The organism is Micromonospora sp. CPCC 206171 (genome assembly GCF_036906755.1).
Lineage (GTDB): Bacteria > Actinomycetota > Actinomycetes > Mycobacteriales > Micromonosporaceae > Micromonospora > Micromonospora purpureochromogenes.
Genome location: NZ_JBAKHT010000007.1, coordinates 80,117 through 106,251 on the forward strand (window position 1 = coordinate 80,117; position 26,135 = coordinate 106,251).

Genomic DNA, 26,135 nt, shown 5'->3' on the forward strand with positions numbered 1-26,135 from the left:
AGGCGAGGGGCGACGCTCAGCCGGCGTTGACCGGCTGGAGGACGGCCAGCGCGGCCGGGAGTGCGGCCAGGCCGGCGATCTCGGCGTCGGGTCGTACTCCCGGCGGGCAGGGCAGGCCGAGCCGGTTGAGCCAGATCCCGCGCAGGCCGGCGCGCTGCGGGCCGACCACGTCGTGGGCGGGCGAGTCCCCGACGTACGCGATCTGCTCCGCCGGCACGCCTGCGGCCTCGACGACCGCCGCGTAGAACCCGGGGTCGGGCTTCTTCGGCAGGCCGTCGTCGTGCGCGTACCGCTCGAAGGCGAACTCGCCGGCGAGCCCGCAGCGTTCGGCGCGGCTGTTGCCGTTGGTGGCGTAGCCGAGCCGGAACCGGCGGCGCAGCGTGGCCAGCGCGGGGAGCACGTCGGCGTAGGGCCGGGTCAGGGCGAACCGCCGGGCGAAGAAGAGCGCCGCCAGCTCGTCGAGGCGCTCCGCCAGGCCGGCGCGCGCCAGCGAGCGGGCCAGCGCGGCCCGCCGGATCTCCTGCACCGGGGCCGCGCTCATCGCACCGAAGACCGCGCCCCAGTCCGACTCCAGGTCCGCCAGCGACACCTCGGCCGCCGCCGGGGTCAGCCGCCGCATTTCTTCGAGTACGGCCACCAGGCCCCCGGTGACCGCCGGGCGCAGGTCGAGCAGGGTCTCGTCGGCGTCGAACACCAGCACGGTCAGCACGGCACCGACCATCTCACGTCAGGGCGGGTTCCTCGGCCGGGGTCTCCGAGCGTTCGACGCGGTCGCCGCGCAGCTCGTCGAGGCGGACCAGTGCCACCCCGGCGACGATCAGGGCGCCGCCGAGCAGTTGCACCACGGTGGGCAGCTCGCCCAGCACCAGCCACGCGATGAGCACCGCGAACATCACCTCGGTCAGCCCCACGAAGGACGACAGCCGGGCGCCGAGGATCCGCGTCGCCGCGATGCCGGCCTGATACGCGATCACCGCGGCGACCAGCGACAGCCCGACGATCGGGACCAGCCAGCTGGTGCGCTGCCCGGCGAACTCGACGTCGCCGAAGGTGGCCCGCAGCGGCAGCACCCCGACCAGCCCGAGCAGGGCGAGGACCGCGGCGCCGATCGCCATGCCGCCGCTGGCCATGGCGACCGACGGCAGCGCGGGGTCGACCCGGGCGGCGAGCACGAAGTAGCCGGCCAGCCCCACCCCGGCCCCGAGCCCCCAGAGCACCCCCACCGGGTCGAGGCGGCCGGTGCCGGTGAGGTCGAGCACGAAGGCCAGGCCGGCCAGCGCGGCGACCGAGCCGACCACGGTGAGCCGTCGCGGGCGCTGCCCGTGCACCAGCCACATCCAGGCCACCACCAGGATGATGCCGAGGTACTCCAGCAGCAGGGCCACGCCGACCGGCAGGTAGCGGACGGCGTTGAAGAAGCACGCCTGGGCGGTGGCGACACCGAGCAGGCCGAAGACGCTCACCGGGCCGAGGGTGCGACGCAGCACCGCGCCCTTGCCGCGCAGTGAGAGCACGGCCGGCGCCGCCAGCACCAGGGCGGCGATCCCGACCCGGGCGACGACGACGGCCTCGGCCGACCAGCCGGCCTCGATCAGGGAACGGGCGAAGGTGCCCGAGGTGGCGAAGGTGACGGCTGACAGCAGGGCCAGCCCCAGGCCCGCGCCGGCGGATCGTTCGTGCATCGGGCTCTCCTCGCCGGTAGTTGTCATGACCGAACAACGCCTATGCTGGTGACGCTAACGGCCGACTCTGACAGGAGTCAAGTTGCTCTTTGCCCATGACACCGAATGTGGGTTGATCGCCGCGACCGCTCTGGTGAACACCGACGACCCGGAGGACGAAGGGCTGCCCGACGTCGCGGCGCTGGACCGGTTCGTCGTCACCTACGGCTGGACCGGCCGGCACGAACACACCGAGGCCGAACTGCGGGCGGTACGCGAGCTGCGCCCCCGGCTGCGCCGGATCTGGCACGCCGACGTCGACGAGATCGTCGCCGTCGTCAACGAGCTGCTCCGCGAGTCCCACGCGCTGCCCCAGCTCATCCGGCACGACGACGAGCCGTACCACCTGCACGCGGTGCCCCGGGACGCGCCGCTGGCCACCCGGATGGCGGTCGAGGCGGCGATGGCCCTGGCCGACCTGGTACGGGCCGGTGAGCTGGGCCGGCTGCGGATCTGCGCCCACCCGGACTGCGAGAACGTGCTGGTCGACCTGTCCAAGAACCGGTCCCGCCGGTTCTGTGAGGCGGGCTGCGGCAACCGGGCCGCGGTCAGCGCGTACCGGGCGCGGAAGGCGGCCACTCGCTCCTGAGCAGCTCGTACTCCACCTCGCCGTGCTCGGTCCCCGGGGCCGGGTCGTCGAAGTGCAGGTGGAAGGTGCGCACGTACCGCAGGCCGGACTTCGCCATCACCTGCCGGGAGCGGGTGTTCACCGCCATCGTCTCGGCCCAGACGCGCCGGACGTCCAGCTCGGTGAAGGCGTACCGGATCAGCCCCCTGGAGCCCTCGGTGGCCAGGCCGCGCCCCCAGGCGCCACGGCGCAGCCGGTAGCCCAGCTCGGCCTCCTTGCCGTCGTCGGCCGGGTCGAGCGCGAACCAGCCCAGGAAGTCGCCGCTCTCCCGGTCCTCCGCCGCCCAACGCCCCAGACCCGGGTGCTCGTCGTACTGGCGCAGCAGCCGGGGCAACTGCTCGTCGCGCACGGTGGCGCGCGGGGTCGGCCGGCCGCCGGTCAGGAAGCGCATGACCTCCGGGTCACTGTCCAGCTCGACGAGGTGGTCCACGTCGTCCGAGGTGAACCGGCGCAGCCGCAGCCGATCCGTCTCCAGCAGCACGTGTTCGGTCATGCCGGGATCATGCCGCCACCCCGCGCACCGGTCGACGGGTTATCCCGTCAGCGTCCGTCCGGCCATCAACCACCGGGTCACGTCGATCCGGAACAGAAGGTACTGGCCGTCCGGCCCGGCGGTCGCGATGTCCCAGCCGTGGTACCGCTCCGCGAGTCCCGCCACGACCTCCGGCGCGAACGGCGGGCGCACAACGGTCACGACACCCTCCGCGACGACCGGCGCGTCGGTGTCCGGCAACGCCAGCGTGACACGCGGATCGGCCCGCACGTTGCGGGCCTTGACGGTCCACTCCGCCGTACCGATCCAGAACCGGCCCTCGGCGTAGTGGAACCAGACCGGCGTTAGGTGCGGCGACCCGTCCGGCCGCAGGGTGCAGAGCCAGACGGTCCGCTCCCGGTCCAGCCGGTCGAGCAGGTCCGCGCCGGGCGCGGCGAGCACGTCAGCGCGGTGGCGCGGCCACAAAGGCGCGCCAGGCGTACGGGTCGATGGTCAGCACCGGCCCGGCCGGGTCCTTGCTGTCCCGCACCCCGACCACCCCCGGCAGATTCGTCGCCACCTCGACGCACTGGTCGTTCGAACCACTCCGGCGACTCTTACGCCATTGGGCGCCGGTCAGCTCCATGATTCCGCCAATTCCCTCAACCGCTCGATCGACTCCTGCGGGGGCAACGCAACGCCGAGCGTAGCCTCCCAGGTTCGCTGGAGGCGCACGAGATCAGCTCGGCGGTCCAGCTCCTGCCCACCGATCTGACCACCGAGGAAGGCAAGCTCGACTTCGCCCGCCAGGCTGGCGAGGATGAACGGGCCGTTCAGGCCCGGATACTCCTCCGCTGACCACGGCACTACATGGAGCCGCACCTGTGGGTGCTCGGTGGCGAGACGGGCGAGGTGCAGAGCCTGATCGCACATCACTTTCCGACCGCCGACCCTCCGGCGCAGTACCGCCTCGTCCAGCACCGCGACGACGCGTGCGGGACGCTCGGCGTAGAGCACCGCCTGACTGTCCATCCGGTCGGCCAAGCGCCGCTCCACCTCGTCCGGATCGAGCAGCGGGTCGGACTCGAAGACCGCCCTCGCATACGCCTCGGTCTGCAAAAGGCCCGGGACGTGCAACGGGTCGAACCAGCGCAGCGCCCATGCTTCAGCGAGGATCGCGCGCCACCCTCGTAGCCAGACCTGTGCCTTGTCGAGCGCTACCAGCTCGGTGAGCATGCGGCCGAAGACGCCGCCGGTCTCCAGGGCCTTGTCGACCAGTGCCAGGTACTTGACCGTGGGCTGCTGCTGGCCCAGCTCGACCGCGCTCACCATCGACGCCGAGTAGTTGACGGCCTTGGCCAGATCGTCCTGGCTCCAACCCCGACGCATCCGCGCCCGGCGCAGCTCGGCGACCAGGAAGGCTGCCGCCGTCATCCGCCCGTCCGCCATCTCCAGCCGCCCTTCAACGCCTCGATGATCGACTCCAGTGCTGCGCCAGCCCGGGGACCCGCGAACGCAGGCCCACTCGCGAGGCGGGCGCAAACCCTTCACACCGTAGTGGCGCCATCAGCAGACTGTGAAGCGCGACATCGGCCGCCTCACCCTCCGGGCGCGGCGGTGTCGCGGTGGGACCGCCCGCTCCCCCGGCCGGCGGTCCCACCCGCCGGGGGAGATGACGCAGCCGACCACCTTTGGAGACGACGAGATGCCCCGGCCCACCTGGAGAAACTGGCCTGCCCTGATGTTCCGACCGACCGGACGGCCGATGTCGATTCCGGTCACCGACTCCGGCCCGGCCGGGTGGGCCCGCCCGGCCCGCAACGAACGGCCCGTACCCCTCGCACCCCGCCACCGCCGGACCTGGCGCACCCTGGGCCGCTGGTGCTCGTGCGGGCTGCGCTGGCGCGGCTGCCCGGACCGGCATGCGACTGTGCCCACCGAGCCCGTCGCGCCGCCCCCGACCCCGAACCGTCCGCCCTGGGCGGACGCGACCGTGGCGTGCCCCCGGATCGGCCGTGCCGGATGGCTGACCCTTGCCCAGAGCTGGCGGGCCAACGGCGGCCGGTGGTGAGCGGCGCGGGCCGCCCGCATCTGCCGCTGCGCCCGCTCTGGCTCTGCCGGACCTGCGCCGCGCCGTGGCCCTGCGCCACCGCCCGCCTCGCCCTGGTCGCCGAGTACGCCCACGACCGGGTCGCGCTCAGCGTCTACCTCTGCGCGGTGCTGCACGACGCGGCCGCCGACCTGCACCGGCTCAATCCGCAGGACGGGCCCGACCCGGCGACGCTCTTTCGACGTTTCCTCGCCTGGGTCCCGCGTGGCCACCCGCCGCCGGAGGACCCGTGATCCACACCGGTTGCGGCATGTGGCGGTGTCCCGCCGCCCGGACACCGCGACATGCCGCATCCGGGGTCGATCAGGGGTGGGGCTCACCCGCGGGGCTCAGGGGTGGGTCATCCGGAGCAGGTCGAGGGCCTCGTCGAGCTGGGTCTCGCTGAGCTTGCCGGAGTCCACGTGACCCCGCGCGATCACCACCTCGCGGATGGAGATCTGCTTCGCCAGCGCCTCCTTGGCGATCGAGGCGGCCTCGTCGTACCCGAGGTGGCGGTTGAGCGGGGTGACGATCGACGGCGACCCCTCCGCGTACGCCAGGCAGACCTCTGCGTCCGCGACCAGGCCGACCACCAGGCGATCGGCGAAGAGCCGGCTCGACGCGGCCAGCAGGCGGATCGACTCCAGCAGGTTGCGGCCCATCACCGGGAGCATCACGTTCAGTTCGAAGTCGCCCTGGGAGCCGGCGAAGGCGACCGTCGCGTCGTTGCCGATCACCTGCGCGCAGACCTGCCGCATCGCCTCGGCGACCACCGGGTTCACCTTGCCCGGCATGATCGACGAGCCGGGCTGGAGGTCCGGGATGCGCAGCTCGCGAAGGCCGGCGCGGGGGCCGGAGCCCATCCAGCGGATGTCGTTGGCCATCTTGTAGAGCCCGACGGCGACGGTACGCAGCTGCCCGGAGGTCTCCACCAGCGCGTCCCGGGCGCCCTGCGCCTCGAAGTGGTTGCGCGCCTCGGTCAGCGGCAGCCCGGTCGAGGCGCGCAGCTTCTCGATCACCTTGCCGGCGAAGCCGAGCGGGGTGTTGATGCCGGTGCCCACGGCGGTGCCGCCCAGCGGCAGCTCGGCCAGCCGGGGCAGGGCCCCTTCCAGCCGCTCCACGCCGTAGCGGACCTGCGCGGCGTACCCGCCGAACTCCTGCCCGAGGGTGACCGGCGTGGCGTCCATCAGGTGGGTGCGGCCCGCCTTGACCACCGTCTCGAACTCCGCCGCCTTCTCCTCCAGCGCGCCGGCCAGGTGCTTCAACGCGGGCAGCAGGTCCTCGACCACGGCCTGGGTGGCGGCCAGATGGATGGAGGACGGGAAGACGTCGTTGCTGGACTGCGAGGCGTTGACGTCGTCGTTCGGGTGCACGCCCCGGCCCAGCTCGCGGCTGGCGAGGGTGGCGATCACCTCGTTGGTGTTCATGTTGGACGACGTGCCCGAGCCGGTCTGGAACACGTCGATCGGGAACTGGTCGTCGTACCCGCCGTCGGCCACGTGCGCGGCGGCGGCGGCGATCGCGGCGGCGACGTCCGCGCCGATCACGCCCAACTCCCCGTTGACCTGCGCGGCGGCGCCCTTGATCTGGGCCAGGGCCTTGATCTGGGCCGGCTCGATGCCGCGGCCCGAGATCGGGAAGTTCTGCACCGCGCGCTGGGTCTGCGCCCGCCACAGCGCCTCGACGGGCACCTCCACCTCGCCCATCGAGTCGCGTTCGATCCGGTAACCCGCTGCCTCTGGAGTCGTCACGCGTACCATCCTGCCGCGCTGGTCGCCGGCCCGCAGGGAAAGCGGACCCGGGTTCAGCCCAGCTCGTCCAGCAGCTCCGCGGTCGGCTGCTGGTCGATCGACTCGACCTGACGGAACAGCGCCAGCGCCCGGCTGGCGTACGTCCGCGCCTGAGCCCGGTCGGTGCCGCGTAGGCAGCGGGCCATCCCGTCCAGGGCCCGCGCCTGCTCGTAGCGGGCGTCGAGCCGGGTGGCATCGGTGAGCACCCGGCGGTGCAGGTCGAGCGCGCTGGCGACGTCACCCTGGTCGAGCAGTGCCCGGGCCAGCAGGTTGCGCGAGGCGCACTGCCCGATCCGGTCGCCGACGTCCATCATGAGGACCAGCGCCTCCCGGTGGAGGGCGGCGGCCCTGTCCGGCCGGCCGGCCCGGCGCTCGATCAGCCCGATCTCGTTGAGCATCTCACCCTCACCGAACCGGTTGCCGGACCTCCGCTTGAGGCGCAGACCCAGCCGCAGCAGCCGGTGGGCCGGCTCCCCGTGCCCCAGTCGTTGGCGGATCATTCCGAGGTGGGCGATCGCGTGCGCCACCTGGGGCGCGTCGCCGACCTGCCGCGCCAGTGACAGGTGCCGGCGGCTGATCCGCAACGCCTCGTCGTACCGCCCCGCCATGAAGTGGGCGAAGGCCAGGTTGTTGAGCAGGTTGGTCAGTTGACCCAGCTCGCCGGGCCGCTGGTACATGGCCTTGGCCCCCCGAAAGTAGGCCAACCCTTGCTGGAAGTCCCCGTTGGCGGCGTGGGAGGTCGCGAGATTGCCCAGGGTGTTCCGCACCTCGTCGTCCAGTCCCAGGCTCCGCCACCGGTCCAGCGCCGCCTCCATCAGCGCGATGGCCTCGGAGAAGCGGGCCAGCCGGTAGTACGCCGAGGCCAGGTAGTTCAGCATGGTCGCGACGGCCTCGTCGTCACCCATGGTCGCGGCGGCCCGCCGGCCCGCCTCGTGCATTTCGATCAGGTCGTCCAGGTGACCGCCGTCGAACTGGGCACGCCAACTGGCCCGGGCGAGCTGCCAGCAGTGCTGGGGGAACCCCTCGGCCTCGGCGACCCGGCTCAGCGCGGGCAACGCCGACCGGTTCTCGTCGAACCAGCGCCGTCCGTCGGCGACCGCGGCGGCGACCAGATCAGGACGGGCGGGCTCGGGCAGTCGCAGCGCGAACCTGTTGCTCGACCACTCCACCTGCCGCGTCAGCTCGGCGGCCACCTGCAGGTGGTGGTCGAGCAGCCGGCGCAGGGCGTCCCGCCGTTCCTCGGCCCGGTCGGGCTCGGCCAGCAGGAGCCGCGAATACTTCCGGATGAGGTCGTGCAGCCGGTACCGGCCGGGTTCCGCCTCCTCCACCAGGTGGGCGTCGACCAGTTCGTCCAGCAGGTCCTGCGTCTGCGGCAGGGGCAGGTCGGCGAGGACGGCGGCGACCCGGTCGTCGAACCGTACGCCGGGGTGCAGGCCGAGCAGCCGGAACAGCCGCTGTGCCGCCGGTGACACCTGGGCGTACGACAGAGCGAACGCCTGCCCCACCGAACGCTGCCCGGCGGCCAGCTCAGCCAGCGGACCGGCGCCGGTGACCAGCCGCTCGGCCAGGTCGGCGACCCGCCAGCGGGGCCGGTGCGCCAACCGTGCGCCGGCCAGCCGGATCGCCAGCGGCAGGTACCCGCAGCGGCGCACCACCTCAGCCGCCGCCTGCGGTTCGGCGGCCACCCGCTCCTGGCCGGCCACCCGGCCGAGCAGATCGATCCCCTCGTCCGGGTCGAGGACCGGCAGGGACGAGGGCCGTCCCTCGTCCAGGCCGACCAGCCGGCGTCGGCTGGTGATCAGCACCAGGCAGTCCGGGCCGGTGGGCAGCAGCGGTGCCACCTGGTCGGCCCCGGCGGCGTTGTCCAGCACCACCAGGGCCCGCCGGCCGGCCAGCTCGCTGCGCCACACCGCGAGCCGGTCGTCCAGGTCCAGCGGCACCCGTTCCGCCGGCACGCCGAGCTGGCGGAGCAGGGTGGCCACCGCCGCGGCCGGGGTCAGCGGGGTGCGTTCGCTGTGCCCGTGCAGGTCGATGAAGAGGTGCGCGTCGGGGTAGCGGTCACCGAGGGCGGTCGCCAGGTGCACGGCCAGAGTGGTCTTGCCACTGCCGGCCATGCCGTCGATGAGCTGGATCCGGGCACCGTCCTCGGCGATCTCCTTCACCAGCCGGGAGACGGTCTGCTGCCGCCCGATGAAGTCGCTGATGGCCCGGGGCAGCGCGCGGACCCGGGTGTGCGCCAGATCCTCCGGGCCGGCCAGCGCCAGGTCGCCGGCGAGGACCCGCTGGTGCAGTTCCTGCAACGCCGCGCCGGGCTCGATGCCCAGCTCGTCGGCGTAGATCCGGCGGCCCTCCCGGTAGACGGCGAGCGCGTCGGCCTGCCGGCCCATCGCGGAGAGGGCGAGCATCAGCTGGCCGCGCAGCCGTTCCCGCAGCGGGTGCCGGTCGACGCTCTCGGCCAGCTCGTCGACCAGGTCGGCGGCCCGCCGCAGCCGCAGCTCGACGTCGACGCACTCCTCCAGGGCGGCGAGCCGCTGCTCGTCGAGGGTCTGCGCGCGCCGGCGCACGGCCCGGCTCCGGATGCCGCTCAACGCCGGCCCGCGCCACAACCCGAGCGCCTCCCGGTAGTGCCGGCGCGCCTCGGCCGGCTGCCCCGCCGCGACCGCGGCGCGGGCGGCCTCGACCGTACGGGCGAAGACCTCGAAGTCCAGGTCGGCCGGTTCGACGCGGATGCCGTAGCCGACCGGGTCGGTGACGATCGCGTCGGCCGACAGGCCGAGCGCGGCGAGTCGCTGGCGCAGCCGCGAGACGCAGCTGTGCAGCTGGGCCTTGGCGGTGGCCGGCGGGCGTTCCTCCCAGACCGCGTCGACCAGTTCCTCCACCGGTACGACCCGACCGGCACGCAGCAGCAGCATGGCGAGCACGACCCGGTCCCGACCTGCGGTGACGGTGGCCTCGCCGCCGCCGACCCGCAGAGGTCCCAGGATCCCGAACCGCATCCGCTCCCCCCCGCGCCGTGGTGCAACTTCCCGCAGCGTAGCCCGCGAGTGCCCGCCCGCCCCGTCGAGGCGATAGCGATCCGATAGCGGAACGACAGCAGCGGGGCCGACACTCGTCTGGGTTGTCGGTGACGGCATCCGACGGGGGCGGTGCGCCCGTCCGGGTGGAATTTCCGGGCGGGCGCACCGATGTCGAGGTACGACCAACGAGCAGGGGCGCCGGGCCACTGGCCCGACGCCCCGATCTCCTTGTCCCGAAGCTCAGCGCCGCCCGACGGTCAGCACCGGCTTGGTGACCTCGGCGAAGAAGTCGTTGCCCTTGTCGTCGACCACGATGAACGCCGGGAAGTCCTCGACCTGGATCTTCCAGACCGCCTCCATGCCCAGCTCCGGGTATTCGAGCACCTCGACATGCTTGATGCAGTCCTGGGCGAGCCGGGCGGCGGGGCCGCCGATCGAGCCGAGGTAGAAGCCGCCGTGCTGCTGGCAGGAGCGGGTGACCTGGCCCGAGCGGTTGCCCTTGGCGAGCATCACCTGGGAGCCGCCGGCGGCCTGGAACTTCTCCACGTAGGCGTCCATCCGGCCGGCCGTGGTCGGGCCGAACGATCCGGAGGCGTAGCCCTCGGGGGTCTTGGCCGGGCCGGCGTAGTAGACGGCGTGGTCGCGCAGGTACTGCGGCATCGGCTCGCCCGCGTCCAACCGCTCGGCGATCTTCGCGTGGGCGATGTCCCGGGCGACGACCAGGGGGCCGGTCAGCGACAGCCGGGTCTTCACCGGATATTTCGACAGCTCGGCGCGGATCTCGTCCATCGGCCGGTTGAGGTCGACCTTGACGACCATCTCGGCGTCCAGCGTCTCGTCGGTGACGTCGGGCAGGAACCGGGCCGGGTCGGTCTCCAGCCGCTCCAGCCAGACCCCGGACGGCGTGATCTTGGCAACCGCCTGCCGGTCGGCGGAGCAGGAGACGGCGATCGCCACCGGGCAGGAGGCGCCGTGCCGGGGCAGCCGGACGACCCGCACGTCGTGGCAGAAGTACCGGCCGCCGAACTGCGCGCCGATGCCGAAGTTGCGGGTCAGCTCCAGCACCTCCGCCTCCAGCTCCAGGTCCCGGAAGCCGTGCGCGGTCATCGAGCCGGCGGTGGGCAGCGCGTCGAGGTACTTGGCCGAGGCGTACTTGGCGGTCTTCAGGGCGTACTCGGCGGAGGTGCCGCCGATGACGATGGCCAGGTGGTACGGCGGGCAGGCCGCGGTGCCGATGAGCCGCAGCTTCTCCTCCAGGAACTGCATCATCCGCGTCGGATTCAACAGCGCCTTGGTCTCCTGGTAGAGGTAGGACTTGTTGGCCGAGCCACCGCCCTTGGCCATGAAGAGGAACTTGTACGCGTCCGGATGCCCGTCCGGGTCCTCGGCGTAGAGCTCCACCTGGGCCGGCAGGTTGCTGCCGGTGTTCCGCTCGTCCCACATGGTCAGCGGGGCGAGCTGTGAGTAGCGCAGGTTGAGCCGGGTGTACGCCTGGTAGACACCGCGCGAGATCGCCTCGGCGTCGGCGCCGTCGGTCAGCACGTGCCGGCCGCGCTTGCCCATCACGATCGCGGTGCCGGTGTCCTGGCACATCGGCAGCACGCCGCCGGCGGCGATGTTGGCGTTGCGGAGCAGGTCGAGCGCGACGAACCGGTCGTTCGGCGAGGCGGCCGGGTCGTCGATGATCGACCGGAGCTGGGCCAGGTGCGCGGGGCGCAGGAAGTGGGCGATGTCGTGCATCGCCTCGGCGGTCAGCGCGGTCAGCGCGGCGGGCTCCACGGTGAGGAAGCGACGGCCACCCGGGCCGTTGACGACATCGACGCCCTCGTCGGTGACCAGGCGGTACTCCGTCTGGTCGGGACCGGTCGGCAGCAAGGGGGCGTACGAGAACGCGGCGGCACTGCTCATGACGGGAAAGCCTAGGGCAGACCGGTCGATCGGTGGCACCCGCCGGGTGCGTCGTGGGATGCCGCTCTCACCCGGGGCGGGCCCGCCGCGCTCAGCCGTCGTCGTCACCGGGGTCGGGGCAGAGTTCCCGCTTCGGCCCGCAGTCCGGCTGGTTCCCGGGGCCGCCCCCGGTGGCAGGGCCGGGGGAGCTTCCGGTGTCGGGGTCGGGGACACCGCCATCGTCGGGCGGCGGCTCGGCGCCAGCACCGCCGAACCGGACGTACCCGATCTCCCGCCCCTCCCCGATGATCATGCCGTTCGGCCCGACCGCCAGCGCGTTGGCGCTGGTCCGCAGCACCACCAGTTCCCGACCGGTCCGCGGGTCGAGCGCGACCAGCCGGTTCGGCTTCTCCTGGGTGACGATCGCCGCGTACGGGGTGAGCGCCGCGCCCGCCCGGTCGCCGGCGGGCCGGTTCCAGCGGACCCGGTCGACGCCCAGTTCCCGGCCGACGACGGTGTCCTTGTCGGCGGTGCGCACCAGCGCGTACCGGTCGTCGACGGCGAGCAGCTTCTCGCCCTCCGCGTCGACCAGCAGCAGCCGTCCGTCGTACCCGTCGATGACCGCCTCCCGGCCGTCCGGCGCCACGCCGATCAGCACGTTCCGCGCGCCCTGCGGGTCCTCCCGCTGCACGCAGCCGGCGCTGTCGGCGGTGCGCAGGTTGACCACGGCCTTGCGCCACGCCTCCTGGCCGGTGGCCGGGTCGCGGGCGGAGACGACGTACTGGCAGGTGCCGTCCCGGGAGACGGCAGTGATCCGCAGCAGCCGGCCGCCGATCACGGCGAGCCGCTCGTCCCGCCCGGGCTCGACGTTCTGCACCACCCGTCCGGTGGCGGTGTCCACCACGTGCACCCGGCCGTCGACCGGGAAGCCGAGCAGCGGCGGCACCGACTCGGGGCCGGCCACTCCGCCGTCGATCCGGGGCGCGGTGAGTCGGCGGGTGCCGAGCAGGTGGGGGTTGTCGGCGAACAGGCCGGTGCTGACCCCGGGCAGGAACGCCGTCCAGAGTGGCCGGGTGCCGCGCGGGTCCCAGGCGGTCAGGGTGCAGTCGGTCGGCTCGACGCAGTGGGCGTCGAGCAGCATGTTCCGGTACGTCCAGACGGCCACCGCGTCGTCGTCGCGCCGGCGCACCACCCCGGTCGTCGGGTCGAGCAGTTCGTACCCCTTGACCAGCAGCTTGCCCACCGCGACCACCGGGTCCCGGGCCCCGCCGGCCACCGCCGCCCAGTCCGCCTTGCGCTCCCAGAGCTGCGTGCCGGTGGCCAGGCTGCGCGCCTCGACCCGGGTCCGCTGCTCGATCACGACGGTGTCCCCGGCGATGGTCACGCTCTTCGGCGTGCCGCCGATGCGCTGCTGCCAGACCACGTCCGGGTCGGAGATCGGCTGCCGGCGGTCGACCCAGTCCCAGATCGCGGGGAACGGGTTCCAGACCCCGGTGGCGGCGAGCACGACCACGGTGACGAGCCCCAGCAGCAACCAGCCGCGTACGCCAAGGCCCTTCACACCGCACACGGTAGCGACGATCACCGAACTCCCCCGGCCCCGCGCCGGAGTGTCGCCGCCCTTTCTGCGCGCCGGCCCGGGGCGCCGGGGCCGCCCGCGCGGGAGCGCGGGGCGTCAGCGGGGTGCGGCGGCGGAGCGGACCAGGGGCAGGACGCGGTACGGGATCTGCTCGGCCAGCGCGATGATCGTGGAGGCGCGGCGGATGCCCTCGTACGAGACGATCTGGTCGATCACCCGCTGCAGGTCGGTGTTGGACCTGGCGACGATCCGGCAGAGCAGGTCGCTGGAGCCGGTGATGGTGTGCGCCTCCAGCACCTCCGGGATGGCCGCCAGGTGGGCGGTGACCGCGTCGTGGCCGTGCCGCTGGCTGATCTCCAGGGTGACGAAGCTGGTCACCCCGAAGCCGATCGCGGCCGGCGAGACGTCCGGCCCGAAGCCGCCGATCACCCGCCGCTCGACCAGCTTGTCCAGCCGGGCCTGGACGGTGCCCCGGGCCACCCCGAGCCGGCGGGAACACTCCAGCACCCCGATCCGCGGCTCGTCGGCGAGCAACTGGATCAACCTGGCGTCCAGCTCGTCCAGCTGTACATCCTGTCCAGCGTTCATGTTTCGACACTCTACCGAATGTGCAGGATGACCAGCAGAAACGACGACGGTTGCCCAGTGAGGCGGATCGCCGCGATCCTCCTGGCAAGAGCATCGGAACCACCGCGGCGGCCCACGAGGCCGGCCGGTACGCAAGGGAGGACACCATGACCCAGGCGATCGACCGACCCCAGTCGACCGAGGAGGTCGACGTCGACGCCCTCGTCGGCGCCGTCGACCACGACATCACCTCCGACCCGTTCCCGGTCAAGGGCCTCGACCACGTGCACTTCCTGGTCGGCAACGCCAAGCAGGCGGCCCACTACTACTCCACCGCCTTCGGCATGACCTGCGTGGCGTACCGGGGGCCGGAGCAGGGCTACCGGGACCACGCCCAGTACGTGCTGACCAGCGGCTCGGCCCGGTTCGTGCTGACCGGCGCGGTCCGCCCGGACGCCACCGGCGCCGACCACGTCGCCAAGCACAGCGACGGCGTCTCCGACATCGCGCTGGAGGTGCCGGACGTCGACGCCGCGTACGCGCACGCCACCGCCCAGGGCGCGACCGGCCTGGTCGAGCCGCACGACGTCACCGACGAGCACGGCACCGTGCGGATGGCCGCCATCGCCGCCTACGGCGACACCCGACACACCCTGGTCGACCGGTCCCGCTACACCGGCCCGTTCCTGCCCGGCTTCGTCGCCCGCGGCCCGATCGTGGACCGCCAGCCGATGATCGACGCCGGGATCCAGCCGAAGCGCTTCTTCCAGGCGGTCGATCACGTGGTCGGCAACGTCGAGCTCGGCCGGATGGACGAGTGGGTCGAGTTCTACAAGCGGGTCATGGGCTTCTCGAACATGGCCGAGTTCATCGGCGACGACATCGCCACCGACTACTCGGCGCTGATGAGCAAGGTCGTCGCCAACGGCACCCGGAAGGTGAAGTTCCCGCTCAACGAGCCGGCGATCGCCCGCAAGAAGTCGCAGATCGACGAGTACCTGGAGTTCTACCAGGGTCCGGGCGCCCAGCACATCGCCGTGGCCACCAACGACATCCTGGCCAGCGTCGACGCGATGCGGGCCGCCGGCGTCGAGTTCCTGGACACCCCGGACTCGTACTACGACGACCCGGAGCTGCGCGCCCGGATCGGCGAGGTCCGGGTGCCGATCGAGGAGCTGAAGTCCCGCAAGATCCTGGTCGACCGGGACGAGGACGGCTACCTGCTCCAGATCTTCACCAAGCCGGTGCAGGACCGCCCGACCGTCTTCTTCGAGCTGATCGAGCGGCACGGCTCGCTCGGCTTCGGCAAGGGCAACTTCAAGGCGCTCTTCGAGGCGATCGAGCGGGAGCAGGAAGCGCGCGGCAACCTGTAACACTGTCGAGCGTGACGCAGCCTCCGACGTACCCGACGCCGCCGGCCGGTGGGCCCTCGCCCGCCGCCGGCGGCTTCGCGCCGCCCTCCGGTCCCACCCCCCAGGGGTACGCCGTGCCGCCGCAGCTCGGCCCGTACTCCGGCCTGCCGAGCTATCCGGCGGGGCCGCCCGGCGCCCCGTTCCGGCCCGGCCTGCCCGGGGTGCCGCTCGCGCCGAACGGCCAGCCCCTGGCCAGCTTCGGCGACCGGCTGCTGGCCGTGCTGATCGACGGGCTGGTGCTCATGGCGGCCTGCATGGTCGTCATCCTGCCCGCGGTGATCGCCTTCTTCGTCTGGGTGACGCCGGACCTGACCGCCACCGCGCCCGACGGCACCCTGCAGTCGAACCCGATCACGGACTTCCTGCTGCCCTTCCTGGTCCTGGAAGCCGCGATCCTCCTATTCGCCCTCGGTGTCACCTACCTGTTCCACGTGGAGATGATGTTCAAGACCGGGCAGACGGTCGGCAAGCGCGTGATGAAGCTGCGCGTGGTGCCGATCGACCCGACCCAGACACTCGACCGCAGGGCCGCGGCGAAGCGGTGGCTCGCGCACCAGGTCGGCGGGTCGTTCATCCCGGGCTTCAGCTACGTCGACGGCCTCTGGCAGCTCTGGGACAAGCCCTGGCAGCAGTGCCTCCACGACAAGTTCGCCCGGACCGTCGTCGTTAAGGTGTCCGGGTGAGCGTTCAACCAGGCTGGTACGTCGACCCCGCCGAGCCCACCACCAGGCGTTGGTGGGACGGCGAGGGTTGGGTCGGCGCGCCCGTCCCGGTCGACGTCACCCCGCCGGAGGGCCCCCCGCCACCGGAACCGCCGCCCGCCCCCGAGCCGCCGGCCGCACCTGCGGCACCGGCTACCGGGTTCCCGACGCCGCCCGGCCCCGGCGCGGGCCCGCATGCTGCCGGCGTACCGCACGGCCAGGGCGTCCCGCCCGGCGTCGGGCTGCCGCCCGGCCCCGGCGCGCCCCAGGGGCCGCCGCCGGGCTGGCCGTACCCGACCTGGCCGGGGCGTCCGCCGGAGCCGCGCCCGCACGGCCTGCCGCTGGCCGGCTACGGCTCCCGGCTGGTTGCCCGACTGATCGACCTCGGTCTGCTCCTCCTGCTCAACGTGCTGGTCAACGGCTGGTTCGTCTACCGGTACGTCCGCGAGCTCTCCCCCGCCCTCGACGAGGCGTGGCGCCGGGCCACCACGGGCGACACCACCAACGCGCCGCTGCCGGCCCCCGGCGAGCAGGCGGCCGGCCTCCAGATCGCCATCCTGGTGATCGCCACCGCGCTCTGGTTCGCGTACGAGGTGCCGGCGATGGCCTCCGGCGGGCAGACCCTCGGCAAGCGGGTGATGCGCATCCGGGCGGTGCCCGTCGAGGCGGACCAGCCGCTCGGCTTCGGCCGGGCGACCCGCCGGTGGAGCACACTGGGCATGCCCACCCTGCTCTGGTACTGCTGCGGTTTCGGCCTGCTCCTCCAGCTCGTCGACGCGGCCTCGGTCCTCTTCGACCACCCGCTGCGCCAGGCCCTGCACGACAAGCGCGCCCAGACCGTCGTGGTGCGGCTGCCGCAACCCGGCGGTCCCACCACCCCCGCCACGCCGCACGACCGTGCCGACCCCCCGGGAGACACCCCATGACCGACGCCGGACGTCACCAGCCCGCACTGCGCCTGACCCGCGCCGACCTCGACGCGCTGCCGAACTACGTGCCGGGTCGCAGCCCCGCCGACCTGGCCCGGGAGCTGGGCCTGCCGGAGGCGATCAAGCTGGCCAGCAACGAGGTGCCGTACGGGCCGCTGCCCGGCGTGGTCGAGGCGGTCACCGAGGCGGTCACCGGCTCGCACCGCTACCCGGACATGGGCGTCGTGGCGCTGCGCCAGGCGCTGGCCGAGCGGTACGGCGTGGACGCCGACCGGATCGCCACCGGCTGCGGGTCGGTGGCGCTGGCCGAGCACCTGGTCCGGGCCACCTGCCTGCCCGGCGACGAGCTGCTCTACTCGTGGCGGTCGTTCGAGGCGTACCCGATCATCGCGGCGACCAGCGGCGCGACCAGCGTGCGGGTGCCCAACGACGCCGGCCACGGTCACGACCTGGCGGCGATGGCCGCGGCGGTGACCGACCGGACCCGGATGGTGCTGGTCTGCAACCCGAACAACCCCACCGGTACGGCCGTGCGCCGGGCGGAGCTGGACCGGTTCCTCGACTCCGTCGGCGAGGACGTGCTGGTCGTCATCGACGAGGCGTACCGCGAGTTCGTCACCGACCCGGAGGTGCCGGACGGCCTGACCTACCTGGACCGGCCGAACGTGGTGGTGCTGCGCACGCTCTCCAAGGCCTGGGGGCTGGCCGGGCTGCGGATCGGCTTCCTGGTCGCCGCCCCGGAGGTGGCCGCGGCCGTGCGCAAGGTGGTCACCCCCTTCTCCACCAGCATGGCCGCCCAGGCCGGCGCGCTGGCCGCGCTGGCGCAGGCGGACGAGGTCGAGCGGCGCTGCGCGCTGGTCGTCGCCGAGCGGGACCGGGTCACCGAGGCGCTGCGCAAGCTGGTCCCGGACGTGCCGTCGAGCCAGGCCAACTTCGTCTGGCTGCCGTTGGGCGAGCGGGCGGTGGCCTTCGGCAAGGCGTGCGAGGCGCGCGGTGTGATCGTCCGGCCGTTCGCCGGCGACGGGGTCCGGGTCACCATCGGCACCCCGGCCGAGAATGACGCCTTCCTGGCCGCGGCGGAGTCCGCGCTGGCCTGAGCCCGGGACTGGTCCGCCTCCGCCAACCCCGATCGGAGGCGGACCGGCACCGCGCGTTATGCAACTTTAGCGCCTTTTGTCCTATTTGCCGGTCATTCGCTCAGGTCGCCGCGAGCACCACCGGCTCGGCCATCAGGAAGTACCCCTGGTCGTCGTCGTCCGGGCGGGCCCGCTCGCGCAACCGCTCGACGGCCACGTAGCCGTCGGCCGCGTACGCCAGCCCCGGCACCCAGCCGATCCCGTCCTGCCCGAGGGTGAGCGGGAAGCGGGACCGCTGCGCCCCGGTCCTCGGGTCCAGGGTGATCAGGTCCCGCTGCCGGCTCAGCACGTGCACCCGACCTGGCTCGACCGCGATGACCCGCACCTCGCCCAGGTCGCCACGCCGCCACCGCTTCTCCCCGGTGCGCGCGTCCCAGCCGGTCAGCACGCCGTCGGTGACCGCGATGGCGAACTCGCCGGAGAGCGTCACGTCGTCGGCGCCCAGGGCCGGCGCGGGACGCGGCTCACCCGGGCCGACCAGCCAGCCGCGGCCGTCCGAGGTGCGCAGGCCCCGGCACTGCGAGCGCGGGGTCAGGCAGCCCAGCGCCGTGACGGACAGCTCCGGGCCGGCGCCGGGAGGACGCCAGCGGGTGCCCACCGCGCCGGTCGTCGCGTCGCGGAACTCCACTGTCGCCGGGCCGGCACAGGCGTCCACCGTCAGAACCTGGCCGGCGGCCGTGGTCCCGACATCGGTCCGGCAGTCGGCGTCACCGGCGGCCCGCCACAGCTCCCGGCCGTCGGTCAGCGCGTACCCGCGCAGGTCACCCACGCCGGACGCCACCAGCGTCGTCCGGCCGCCCGGACCCGACGCGAGGAAGATCCCCCGCGGGTCCCAGACGATGGCCGCACCGGTGCGCCGGGACGGGAAGCCCTTCCCCGGCGCCGGGCCGTCGGCCCGCCAGGCCACCTTTCCGGTACGGCCGTCCAGCGCGACGATCTTCCCGTCGGACCAGCGGCTCACCACCGTGGTACCCGCCACCAGCACCCCGTTGAGCTGGGCCGGCCACCGCCGGTACGACCAGAACGGGGTGACCCGGTGCTTGCTGTCGGCCGGCCGGTCGGCGTAGACCTGGCGCTGCGCCGCGTACACCCGGAGCCGACCGTCGAGGATCAGCGGTGCGGCGGGCAGTCGACCCACCACCCCGGTCGCCGGGGTGTCCAGGGGTGGCAGGTCGTCCTGGGCGGGCGTGACGACCTCGGCGGGGGCCAGCACCCGGTAGCCGACGGCGCCGACGACCCCGAGGGCGAGCAGCGCCGCGACCGCGACGGTGATCCGTCGCCGGCCCTTCGGGACACCCATGCACACCTCCGCCCGGCACCCTACCGAGGCAGTCCGCCGCCGCCCCGCGCAGGTCGCGGCGGCGGGGTGCGGCGGTTCAGGCGGCCTCGGCGCCGCTGGCGCGCCGGGCGGCGGCGGCGAGGTCGGCGAGATCGCGCCGGATGGCACCCTCCACCGCCCGCGCGGCCAGCCCGCCGAAGAGCAGCGCGACCACCCGCCCGTACGGGGCGATCGGCACCGCCTGGTGCTCCACGGTCACCGCGGTGCAGCCGCGGCCCCGACGTCGCACGGTGCGCAGGGTCCAGGTGATCCGGTAGTCCACCCCGATGCCGGGGGAGCTGAGCACGAGTCGGTGCGGCGGCCGGGCCTCCAGCACCACGAACTCCTCCGCCTGGTCACCGCCGTCCGGCCTGGTGCGGATCTCCCGCCAGGCGGTGCCCGGCCCCAGCCGGCCCTGGGTCAGCAGTTCCACGCCGCCGACGGTGCAGAGCCAGTCGGCCCGGACCGGCAGGTCGACCAGGAGCGCCCACACGTCGTCAGCCCGCGCCTCGATGAACTCGGTGACCGTGACCGTCGACATGACACCTCCCGTGGCGTCCACGGTACGGCGGGTGAGCGCGCCACGGGGGGTCCTGCGGTGGAATTTCCGTCACCGGTGCCCCGGATCGGGGCACCGGTGCGGTCCCGCGGCGCGGATCAGGCGGGTCAGGGGCGGAAGCCACCCTGGCGGATCGCCCCGACGAACGCCGTCCAGCCCGGCGGGCCGACGACGAGCACCGGCCCGTCCGGGTCCTTGGAATCACGTATCCCGACCACACCCCGGTCGCGTGCGAGGTTGTCCGCCACCTCCACGCAGAGCCCTTGATCATTTGATCGACTACTGGTGCGCCAGACCGCGCCCACGAGATCGTCCATGCTCGTACCTCCTGTCCGCTGGGATGTGCCATGCCGGTCACGACCCACGCCGCCCCGGGACGGGACGGCGTGGAGTGGTGACCGAATCCGGTCGATCAAACGCGGCAGGAGGGCCGGCCGATCGCACAGCGGGTGCGACCGGCGGATACCCGACGTCAGCGGGCCGGCAGGATCCGCCCGGTGACCTCGCCCAGGGCGACGGTGGTGCCGTCCGGGCCGGGGGCGGTGGCCCGGATGGTGACGGTGTCGCCGTCCTCCAGGAAGGTGCGGGTCTCGCCGCCGCCGACCTTGACCGGCTCGGCGCCGCCCCAGGTCAGCTCCAGGAACGAGCCGACCTGGCCGCGGTCCGGACCGGACACGGTGCCGGAGGCGTAGAGGTCGCCGGTGCGCAGCGAGGCCCCGTTGACGGTGAGGTGGGCGAGCTGCTGGGCGGGCGTCCAGTACATGGTCGCGAACGGCGGTTCGGCCACCCGCTCGCCGTTCCACTCCACCGCGAGGCGCAGGTCCAGCCCCAGGTGCGGGGTGTCGCGCAGGTAGTCCTGCACCGGCGGGTCCTGCTCCGGCGCCGGCACGAACGCGTCGGCGAGCGCGTCCAGCGGGGTCACCCAGGCCGAGATCGAGGTGGCGAAGGACTTGCCCAGGAACGGGCCGAGGGGCTGGTACTCCCAGGCCTGGATGTCCCGGGCGGACCAGTCGTTGACCAGCACCACACCGAAGACGTGGTCGGTGAAGTCCGCGGCGGCGACCCGGTCGCCGAGGGCGCTCGGCACGCCGACCACGAAGCCCACCTCGGCCTCGATGTCGAGGCGTACGGAGGGGCCGGCGGTCGGGCCCTGCGCGGTGGCGCGCTGCCCGGTGGGGCGGACCACCGGGGTACCGGAGACGACCACCGTGCCGGCCCGGCCGTGGTAGCCGATCGGCAGGTGCTTCCAGTTGGGCAGCAGCGGCGGCTGGCCGGGACGGAAGATCTGGCCGACGTTCGAGGCGTGGTGCTCGGAGGAGTAGAAGTCGACGTAGTCCGCCACCTCGAACGGCAGCAGCAGCTCCGCCTCGTCGAGCGGAACCAGCAGCGGCTCCACCGCCGCCCGGTGGGCGGTGTCGGTGAGCAGTTCGACGATCCGCTGCCGCACCGCCGTCCACTGCGGACGGCCGAGCGCCATGAAGTCGTTGAGGGTGGAGCGGCCCAGCGCCCCGGCGGCGAGCACCAGGCCGGCCGCCTCGGCGCCGGCCAGGTCGAGCACGAAATCGGCGACCCGTACGCCGATCCGCGGCCCGCGCCCGCCGGCCCGGAACACCCCGTACGGCAGGTTGGTCACCCCGTACGGCGAACCGTCCGCGCCCGTCACCCAGCTCATGCCGCCACTCCGCTCCGCTCCGTGCCGCCATGAGGCACCATCGCACTGCGCCTGCTGATTCGCTCGCTGCGCTCGCTCATCGGTCTACTCCCCCGTTCACCAGCCCCAGCCGGATCAGATCGGTCAGTGGTTCCAGGATGCTGCACGAGCCGAAGCCGACCCAGAGCGGGCGCTCCTCGTCGCGCCGCGCCCGGGCCTGCTCGACCAGGGGCAGCGGGTCGGTCGCGGCGAGCAGGGCGGCGACGGCGTCCACCTCGGCGCCTTCGCCAGCGGCGAGCGTCGCGGCCAGCACGTTGCTGAAGCCGTGGTGGGTGAAGCCGGTCTCCGGGTCGAGGTGGCGCAGCGCGTGGTGCAGCCCGGCGGTCAGCTTGAACGGCAGGCCCCGGTCGCGGCAGGCGCAGATCACCGCGGCCAGCTCGACCGGGGTGGGGAAGAGTTCGGCGGCCAGTCCGCCGGTACGGAACTTCGCCGCGACCGGCAGCCCGTCGGCCCGCGCCGCGGCCAGGGTGTCCAATGCGCCGGTGAGCCCGAAGGTCAGCGGGACCTCGGCGTAGACGTCGACGCGGGTCTGCCGCTCGGCGAGCTTCAGCAGCTCGGCCAGGCCGGGCTGCGGGTCCTCGCCGCGCTTGGCGACCGCCGCCTCGACCTGGCGGACGGTGATCCGGGGATCGGTCCCGGCCAGCGCCGCGTCGAGCTGGCCGATCGGCAGGTCACCGATGACGCCGACGGCGATCCGCTCGCCGGGGCCGAGCAGGTCGGCCAGGGCCGGCAGCGTCGAGGCGGGCAGCAGCAGCGGGCCGACCAGATCGGCGTACCAGCCATCGCGGTGCTCGCGGTGCGCGGCGACGGCGTCCGGCAGGGACGCGCTGCCGGGCGGGAAGACGGCGGCGTCGTCGACGAGGCCGGCGAAGAGGCGGGGCACCTGCGTTGACACGAGACAAGAATCTACGGGACGCTACAAGGAACGGACAACAGCGTCCGATTATCGGACGTCACCGGCCGGAGAACGGGACATAACGGGAGGCGACATGCCGTACTACCGCAGCGTCGGCGAGGTACCCCGCAAGCGGCACACCCAGTTCCGCCAGCCCGACGGCAGCCTCTACGCCGAGGAGCTGATGGGCCAGGAGGGCTTCTCCTCCGACTCGTCCCTGCTCTACCACCGGTACGCGCCCACCGCGATCGTCGCCGCCGAGGAGTTCACCCCGCCGGCGTACACCCGGGTGCCGAACCTCCCGCTCAAGCCGCGCCACCTGCGTACCCACAAGCTCGACGGCACCGGTGCCGACCCGGTCCTCGGCCGGCGCTACCTGCTGGCCAACGACGACGTGCGGATCGCGTACGTGCTGGCCGACCGGCCCTCCCCGCTCTACCGCAACGCCACCGGCGACGAGTGCCTCTACGTGGAGGCCGGCACGCTGCGGGTGGAGTCGACCTTCGGCGTGCTCGACGCGGTCGCCGGCGACTACGTGATCGTCCCGACCTCCACCGTGCACCGGCTGGTGCCGACCGGGGACGCCCCCACCCGGCTGCTCGCCGTCGAGGCCAACGGCCACATCGGCCCGCCCAAGCGCTACCTGTCGGTGCGCGGGCAGTTCCTGGAGCACTCGCCGTACTGCGAGCGGGACGTCCGGGGACCGGACGCGCCGCTGCTGGTCGACGGCACCGACGTCGAGGTGCTGGTCCGCCACCGCCGCGGGTGGACGAAGCACGTCTACGCGAACCACCCGTTCGACGTGGTCGGCTGGGACGGGCACACGTACCCGTGGGCCTTCTCCATCCACGACTTCGAGCCGATCACCGGCCGGATCCACCAGCCGCCGCCGGTGCACCAGACCTTCCAGGGCCCGAACTTCGTGATCTGCTCGTTCGTCCCGCGCAAGGTGGACTACCACCCGGACGCCATCCCGGTGCCGTACAACCACCACAACGTCGACTCCGACGAGATGCTCTTCTACACCGGCGGCAACTACGAGGCCCGGCGCGGTTCCGGCATCGAGCAGGGCTCCATCTCACTGCACCCGTCGGGCTTCACCCACGGGCCGCAGCCGGGTGCGGCGGAGCGCTCCATCGGCGTCGACTTCTTCGACGAGCTGGCCGTCATGGTGGACACCTTCCGCCCGCTAGACCTCTGCGACGCGGCCGGCGAGTGCGAGGACGAGGGGTACGCCTGGACCTGGGCGCGCCGGGGCTGACGCACGGAGGGGCCGGGTCCCGCCCGGGACCCGGCCCCCTTTGCCGACGGCTCAGAACGTCGAGGCGTCGATGACGAAGCGGTAGCGCACGTCGGAGGCGAGCACCCGCTCGTACGCGTCGTTGATCTTCTCGGCCGGGATGACCTCGATCTCGGCGCCGATGCCGCGCTCGGCGCAGAAGTCGAGCATCTCCTGCGTCTCGGCGATGCCGCCGATCATCGAACCGGCGAACGACCGCCGGGCCGGGATCAGCGAGAACGCGTGCACCGACAGCGGATCCTCCGGCGCGCCGACGTTGACCAGGGTGCCGTCGACGGCGAGCAGCCGCAGGTACGCGTCCAGGTCGATCTTCGCGCTGACCGTGTTGACGATCAGGTCGAACGAGCCGGCCAGCTTCGTGAACGTCTCCTCGTCACTGGTGGCGTGGTAGTGGTCGGCGCCGAGCCGCAGCCCGTCCTCCCGCTTCTTGAGCGACTGCGACAGCACGGTCACCTCCGCCCCCATGGCGTGGGCCAGCTTGACCGCCATGTGGCCGAGGCCGCCCAGCCCGATCACCGCCACCCGGCTGCCGGGCCCGGCGTTCCAGTGCCGCAGCGGCGAGTACGTGGTGATGCCGGCGCAGAGCAGCGGCGCCGCCGCGTCCAGCTCGATGCCGTCGGGGATGCGCAGCACGAAGTCCTCGGTGACCACGATGGCCTGCGCGTACCCGCCCTGGGTGGGTCGGCCGTCCCGGTCGACCGCGCCGTACGTGCCGATGTTGCCGTTGAGGCAGTACTGCTCCAGGCCCTTGCGGCAGTTGTCGCACTCCCGGCAGGAGTCGACCATGCAGCCGACGCCGACCCGGTCGCCGGCGGCGAACTTCGTGACCTCGGGGCCGACCTCCCGAACGACGCCGGCGATCTCGTGGCCGACCACGATCGGGTAGGTCGTGGGGCCCCACTCGCTGCGCGCGGTGTGGATGTCGGAGTGGCAGATGCCGGAGTACCTGATGTCGATGAGCACGTCGTGCGGGCCGAGGTCGCGCCGCTCGATGGTGGTCGGGGCGAGGGGTTCGGTCGCGGACGTCGCCGCGTAGGCCTTGACGGTGAGCACGATTCTCCGCTTCCTGGAGACGGGGTTCCGGGTCGCCGGGGCCGCCGGAGGCGGCCGCACCGGCCGGGGCACAGCTTTCGCCCCTCGTACTCCTACCCTCCCCGCGCCCCCACCCACACGTATCGAACCTCACCGCGGCGAACGGGAATACCGGTCAGCCGGCCGGCGCCTCGTACACCAGGGCCACCGCAATCCCGGCCAACCCCTCGCCGCGTCCGGTGAAGCCGAGCCCGTCGCTGGTCGCGGCGGAGACGGTGACCGGCGCGCCGACCGCCGCGGAGAGCACCCGCTGCGCCTCCTCGCGGCGCGGCCCGATCTTCGGGCGGTTGCCGACCACCTGGACCGAGACGTTGCCGATCCCGAAGCCGGCCGCGCGGACCCGCCGGGCCGACTCGGTCAGCAGCGCCACCCCGGAGGCGCCCGCCCACTCGGGCTGGTCGACGCCGAAGTTCGCGCCGAGATCACCGAGGCCGGCGGCGGAGAGCAGCGCGTTGCAGGCGGCGTGCGCGACCACGTCGGCGTCGGAGTGACCGGCCAGGCCGTCCTGGTCCGGCCAGTGCAGTCCGGCCAGCCAGCAGGGCCGGCCGGGCGCGAAGGCGTGGATGTCGGTGCCGACGGCCACCCGAGGAACGATCATGAGCCGAGGGTACGCGTCAGTGGCCGGTGGCCAGCAGGTGCTCGGCGAGCGCGAGGTCGAACGGGCGGGTGACCTTCAGCGCGTACTCCGAGCCGGGCACACAGAACACCGGTACGCCCTGCTTCTCGACCAGCCCGGCGTCGTCGGTGAGCGGATCGCGCGCCGCGGCGTGCGCGGCGGTCAGCACGCTCCGGCGGAAGCCCTGCGGGGTCTGCACCGCGCGCAGCGCGGAACGGTCGACGGTGCCGAGGACCACCTCGCCCGCGCCGACCTCCTTGATCGTGTCGACCACCGGGAGCACCGGGATCACTGCGTGATGCCCGGCGCGGACCGCCCCGGCCACCGACTCGACCAGCTCCGGTGGGGTGAGCGCGCGGGCGGCGTCGTGCACGAGCACGATGTCGGGCCCCGGTGGCACGGCGGCCAGGGCGGCCGCCACGGACGCCTGCCGCTCCGCGCCGCCGGATACGACCAGAACCGGCGCCACGGGTGCCAGCAACCGCCGGACCGCATCCACCTCGGCCGCCGGGGCGGCCACCACGATGGTGTGCACCGACGGCGCGGCCGCGATCCGGCGTACCGCGTGCACCAGCAGCGGCTCGCCGCCGAGCAGGCGCAGTGCCTTCGGCGCGCCCGGGCCGAGGCGTACCCCGGCACCGGCCGCAGGCACGAGGACCGCGACGTCACCGCGCGGATTCAGCTGCGCGGTCACGTCGCGGTCCTGGTGGTTTCTT

At 73.4% G+C, this 26,135-nt stretch carries 26 protein-coding genes; 7 read left to right on the forward strand and 19 right to left on the reverse strand.

All coding sequences use genetic code 11. The features are described 5' to 3' along the window. Nucleotides 1–16: 16 nt before the first annotated feature. Nucleotides 17–709 carry an HAD family hydrolase gene (locus tag V6U89_RS11180; RefSeq protein ID WP_334570793.1) on the reverse strand — a complete coding sequence of 231 codons (693 nt, stop codon included), beginning with the start codon at nt 707–709 and terminating at the stop codon, nt 17–19. A 13-nt stretch (nt 710–722) separates the two neighbouring features. Then, on the reverse strand, nt 723–1,682 hold the full coding sequence (locus tag V6U89_RS11185) for an EamA family transporter (RefSeq protein ID WP_334570795.1): 960 nt from the start codon (nt 1,680–1,682) through the stop codon (nt 723–725). Between the two features lie 82 nt (nt 1,683–1,764). Between V6U89_RS11185 and V6U89_RS11190 the strand changes: the two genes are divergently transcribed. After that, nucleotides 1,765–2,310, forward strand: a complete 546-nt coding sequence (locus V6U89_RS11190) for a CGNR zinc finger domain-containing protein (protein WP_334570797.1) — start codon at nt 1,765–1,767, stop codon at nt 2,308–2,310. Here V6U89_RS11190 and V6U89_RS11195 read toward each other — a convergent pair. From V6U89_RS11195 to V6U89_RS11210, 4 genes are read right to left on the reverse strand one after another with little or no spacing between them, the layout of a single operon-like run. Next, nucleotides 2,270–2,842, reverse strand: coding sequence for a GNAT family N-acetyltransferase (locus V6U89_RS11195; RefSeq protein ID WP_334570798.1), 573 nt, complete (start codon nt 2,840–2,842; stop codon nt 2,270–2,272). The genes V6U89_RS11190 and V6U89_RS11195 overlap by 41 nt on opposite strands. Before the next feature lie 39 nt (nt 2,843–2,881). Continuing rightward, on the reverse strand, nt 2,882–3,283 hold the full coding sequence (locus tag V6U89_RS11200) for a TIGR03618 family F420-dependent PPOX class oxidoreductase (protein WP_334570800.1): 402 nt from the start codon (nt 3,281–3,283) through the stop codon (nt 2,882–2,884). Between the two features lies 1 nt (nt 3,284). After that, nucleotides 3,285–3,467 carry a DUF397 domain-containing protein gene (locus V6U89_RS11205; RefSeq protein WP_334570801.1) on the reverse strand — a complete coding sequence of 61 codons (183 nt, stop codon included), beginning with the start codon at nt 3,465–3,467 and terminating at the stop codon, nt 3,285–3,287. After that, nucleotides 3,458–4,270, reverse strand: coding sequence for a helix-turn-helix domain-containing protein (locus V6U89_RS11210; protein ID WP_334570802.1), 813 nt, complete (start codon nt 4,268–4,270; stop codon nt 3,458–3,460). Before V6U89_RS11210 ends, V6U89_RS11205 begins: the two co-directional genes overlap by 10 nt. 573 nt (nt 4,271–4,843) lie before the next feature. Between V6U89_RS11210 and V6U89_RS11215 the strand changes: the two genes are divergently transcribed. Next, nucleotides 4,844–5,164 (forward strand): hypothetical protein, encoded by a 321-nt coding sequence (locus V6U89_RS11215; protein WP_334570804.1) that lies wholly within the window; start codon nt 4,844–4,846, stop codon nt 5,162–5,164. A gap of 96 nt (nt 5,165–5,260) precedes the next feature. On the opposite strand, the gene V6U89_RS11220 is transcribed toward V6U89_RS11215, so the two are convergent. The 5 genes from V6U89_RS11220 to V6U89_RS11240 form a co-directional block, all read right to left on the reverse strand. Next, nucleotides 5,261–6,670 (reverse strand): class II fumarate hydratase, encoded by a 1,410-nt coding sequence (locus V6U89_RS11220; protein ID WP_334570805.1) that lies wholly within the window; start codon nt 6,668–6,670, stop codon nt 5,261–5,263. A 44-nt stretch (nt 6,671–6,714) separates the two neighbouring features. Beyond that, entirely contained in the window at nt 6,715–9,696 is a 2,982-nt protein-coding gene (locus V6U89_RS11225; protein WP_334570806.1) for an AfsR/SARP family transcriptional regulator, read from the reverse strand. Between the two features lie 261 nt (nt 9,697–9,957). Beyond that, the gene (locus V6U89_RS11230; protein WP_334570807.1) at nt 9,958–11,625 is read right to left on the reverse strand and encodes a fumarate hydratase; all 1,668 of its coding nucleotides are present in this window, start codon (nt 11,623–11,625) and stop codon (nt 9,958–9,960) included. A 91-nt stretch (nt 11,626–11,716) separates the two neighbouring features. Then, nucleotides 11,717–13,138, reverse strand: a complete 1,422-nt coding sequence (locus V6U89_RS11235) for an outer membrane protein assembly factor BamB family protein (RefSeq protein WP_442933910.1) — start codon at nt 13,136–13,138, stop codon at nt 11,717–11,719. Between the two features lie 141 nt (nt 13,139–13,279). Then, on the reverse strand, nt 13,280–13,771 hold the full coding sequence (locus V6U89_RS11240) for an Lrp/AsnC family transcriptional regulator (RefSeq protein WP_154941420.1): 492 nt from the start codon (nt 13,769–13,771) through the stop codon (nt 13,280–13,282). Between the two features lie 146 nt (nt 13,772–13,917). Here V6U89_RS11240 and hppD point away from each other — a divergent pair, with 146 nt between their 5' ends. From hppD to hisC, 4 genes are read left to right on the forward strand one after another with little or no spacing between them, the layout of a single operon-like run. Then, on the forward strand, nt 13,918–15,123 hold the full coding sequence (gene hppD, locus V6U89_RS11245; protein WP_334570809.1) for a 4-hydroxyphenylpyruvate dioxygenase: 1,206 nt from the start codon (nt 13,918–13,920) through the stop codon (nt 15,121–15,123). Nucleotides 15,124–15,134: 11 nt separating this feature from the next. Next, nucleotides 15,135–15,845 (forward strand): RDD family protein, encoded by a 711-nt coding sequence (locus V6U89_RS11250; RefSeq protein WP_334570810.1) that lies wholly within the window; start codon nt 15,135–15,137, stop codon nt 15,843–15,845. Next, nucleotides 15,842–16,789 (forward strand): RDD family protein, encoded by a 948-nt coding sequence (locus V6U89_RS11255; RefSeq protein WP_334570811.1) that lies wholly within the window; start codon nt 15,842–15,844, stop codon nt 16,787–16,789. The genes V6U89_RS11250 and V6U89_RS11255 overlap by 4 nt, the downstream gene beginning before the upstream one ends. After that, nucleotides 16,786–17,889 (forward strand): histidinol-phosphate transaminase, encoded by a 1,104-nt coding sequence (hisC, locus tag V6U89_RS11260; RefSeq protein ID WP_334570812.1) that lies wholly within the window; start codon nt 16,786–16,788, stop codon nt 17,887–17,889. Before V6U89_RS11255 ends, hisC begins: the two co-directional genes overlap by 4 nt. 100 nt (nt 17,890–17,989) lie before the next feature. Here hisC and V6U89_RS11265 read toward each other — a convergent pair whose 3' ends face one another. The 5 genes from V6U89_RS11265 to V6U89_RS11285 all read right to left on the reverse strand — a co-directional run bounded on the left by V6U89_RS11265 (nt 17,990) and on the right by V6U89_RS11285 (nt 22,411). After that, nucleotides 17,990–19,228 carry an outer membrane protein assembly factor BamB family protein gene (locus V6U89_RS11265; RefSeq protein WP_334570813.1) on the reverse strand — a complete coding sequence of 413 codons (1,239 nt, stop codon included), beginning with the start codon at nt 19,226–19,228 and terminating at the stop codon, nt 17,990–17,992. Nucleotides 19,229–19,304: 76 nt separating this feature from the next. Then, nucleotides 19,305–19,787 carry an SRPBCC family protein gene (locus tag V6U89_RS11270; protein WP_334570814.1) on the reverse strand — a complete coding sequence of 161 codons (483 nt, stop codon included), beginning with the start codon at nt 19,785–19,787 and terminating at the stop codon, nt 19,305–19,307. Between the two features lie 125 nt (nt 19,788–19,912). Then, nucleotides 19,913–20,122 carry a DUF397 domain-containing protein gene (locus V6U89_RS11275; RefSeq protein WP_210774230.1) on the reverse strand — a complete coding sequence of 70 codons (210 nt, stop codon included), beginning with the start codon at nt 20,120–20,122 and terminating at the stop codon, nt 19,913–19,915. A 155-nt stretch (nt 20,123–20,277) separates the two neighbouring features. Beyond that, the gene (gene fahA, locus V6U89_RS11280) at nt 20,278–21,477 is read right to left on the reverse strand and encodes a fumarylacetoacetase (protein ID WP_334570815.1); all 1,200 of its coding nucleotides are present in this window, start codon (nt 21,475–21,477) and stop codon (nt 20,278–20,280) included. Nucleotides 21,478–21,553: 76 nt separating this feature from the next. Continuing rightward, nucleotides 21,554–22,411 carry a hypothetical protein gene (locus tag V6U89_RS11285; protein ID WP_334570816.1) on the reverse strand — a complete coding sequence of 286 codons (858 nt, stop codon included), beginning with the start codon at nt 22,409–22,411 and terminating at the stop codon, nt 21,554–21,556. Between the two features lie 94 nt (nt 22,412–22,505). On the opposite strand from V6U89_RS11285, the gene V6U89_RS11290 reads away from it, so the two are divergent. Beyond that, nucleotides 22,506–23,672, forward strand: coding sequence for a homogentisate 1,2-dioxygenase (locus V6U89_RS11290; protein ID WP_334570817.1), 1,167 nt, complete (start codon nt 22,506–22,508; stop codon nt 23,670–23,672). A gap of 51 nt (nt 23,673–23,723) precedes the next feature. On the opposite strand, the gene V6U89_RS11295 is transcribed toward V6U89_RS11290, so the two are convergent. The 3 genes from V6U89_RS11295 to ispD form a co-directional block, all read right to left on the reverse strand. Further along, nucleotides 23,724–24,764, reverse strand: coding sequence for an NAD(P)-dependent alcohol dehydrogenase (locus V6U89_RS11295; RefSeq protein ID WP_334570818.1), 1,041 nt, complete (start codon nt 24,762–24,764; stop codon nt 23,724–23,726). 154 nt (nt 24,765–24,918) lie between these two features. Further along, nucleotides 24,919–25,401 (reverse strand): 2-C-methyl-D-erythritol 2,4-cyclodiphosphate synthase, encoded by a 483-nt coding sequence (gene ispF / locus V6U89_RS11300; protein ID WP_334570819.1) that lies wholly within the window; start codon nt 25,399–25,401, stop codon nt 24,919–24,921. A gap of 16 nt (nt 25,402–25,417) precedes the next feature. Next, nucleotides 25,418–26,113: a 2-C-methyl-D-erythritol 4-phosphate cytidylyltransferase gene (gene ispD / locus V6U89_RS11305; RefSeq protein ID WP_334570820.1), complete on the reverse strand. Its 696-nt coding sequence runs from the start codon at nt 26,111–26,113 to the stop codon at nt 25,418–25,420. Nucleotides 26,114–26,135 lie beyond the last annotated feature (22 nt).

Bases quoted from the DNA above. Each gene is read 5' to 3' on its own strand.
- V6U89_RS11185 (WP_334570795.1), bottom strand. From the start codon at position 1,682: ATGCACGAACGATCCGCCGGCGCGGGCCTGGGGCTGGCCCTGCTGTCA.
- V6U89_RS11195 (WP_334570798.1), bottom strand. From the start codon at position 2,842: ATGACCGAACACGTGCTGCTGGAGACGGATCGGCTGCGGCTGCGCCGG.
- V6U89_RS11205 (WP_334570801.1), bottom strand. From the start codon at position 3,467: ATGGAGCTGACCGGCGCCCAATGGCGTAAGAGTCGCCGGAGTGGTTCG.
- V6U89_RS11210 (WP_334570802.1), bottom strand. From the start codon at position 4,270: ATGGCGGACGGGCGGATGACGGCGGCAGCCTTCCTGGTCGCCGAGCTG.
- V6U89_RS11215 (WP_334570804.1), top strand. From the start codon at position 4,844: ATGGCTGACCCTTGCCCAGAGCTGGCGGGCCAACGGCGGCCGGTGGTG.
- V6U89_RS11220 (WP_334570805.1), bottom strand. From the start codon at position 6,670: ATGGTACGCGTGACGACTCCAGAGGCAGCGGGTTACCGGATCGAACGC.
- V6U89_RS11225 (WP_334570806.1), bottom strand. From the start codon at position 9,696: ATGCGGTTCGGGATCCTGGGACCTCTGCGGGTCGGCGGCGGCGAGGCC.
- V6U89_RS11230 (WP_334570807.1), bottom strand. From the start codon at position 11,625: ATGAGCAGTGCCGCCGCGTTCTCGTACGCCCCCTTGCTGCCGACCGGT.
- V6U89_RS11240 (WP_154941420.1), bottom strand. From the start codon at position 13,771: ATGAACGCTGGACAGGATGTACAGCTGGACGAGCTGGACGCCAGGTTG.
- hppD (WP_334570809.1), top strand. From the start codon at position 13,918: ATGACCCAGGCGATCGACCGACCCCAGTCGACCGAGGAGGTCGACGTC.
- hisC (WP_334570812.1), top strand. From the start codon at position 16,786: ATGACCGACGCCGGACGTCACCAGCCCGCACTGCGCCTGACCCGCGCC.
- V6U89_RS11265 (WP_334570813.1), bottom strand. From the start codon at position 19,228: ATGGGTGTCCCGAAGGGCCGGCGACGGATCACCGTCGCGGTCGCGGCG.
- V6U89_RS11270 (WP_334570814.1), bottom strand. From the start codon at position 19,787: ATGTCGACGGTCACGGTCACCGAGTTCATCGAGGCGCGGGCTGACGAC.
- V6U89_RS11275 (WP_210774230.1), bottom strand. From the start codon at position 20,122: ATGGACGATCTCGTGGGCGCGGTCTGGCGCACCAGTAGTCGATCAAAT.
- fahA (WP_334570815.1), bottom strand. From the start codon at position 21,477: ATGAGCTGGGTGACGGGCGCGGACGGTTCGCCGTACGGGGTGACCAAC.
- V6U89_RS11290 (WP_334570817.1), top strand. From the start codon at position 22,506: ATGCCGTACTACCGCAGCGTCGGCGAGGTACCCCGCAAGCGGCACACC.
- ispF (WP_334570819.1), bottom strand. From the start codon at position 25,401: ATGATCGTTCCTCGGGTGGCCGTCGGCACCGACATCCACGCCTTCGCG.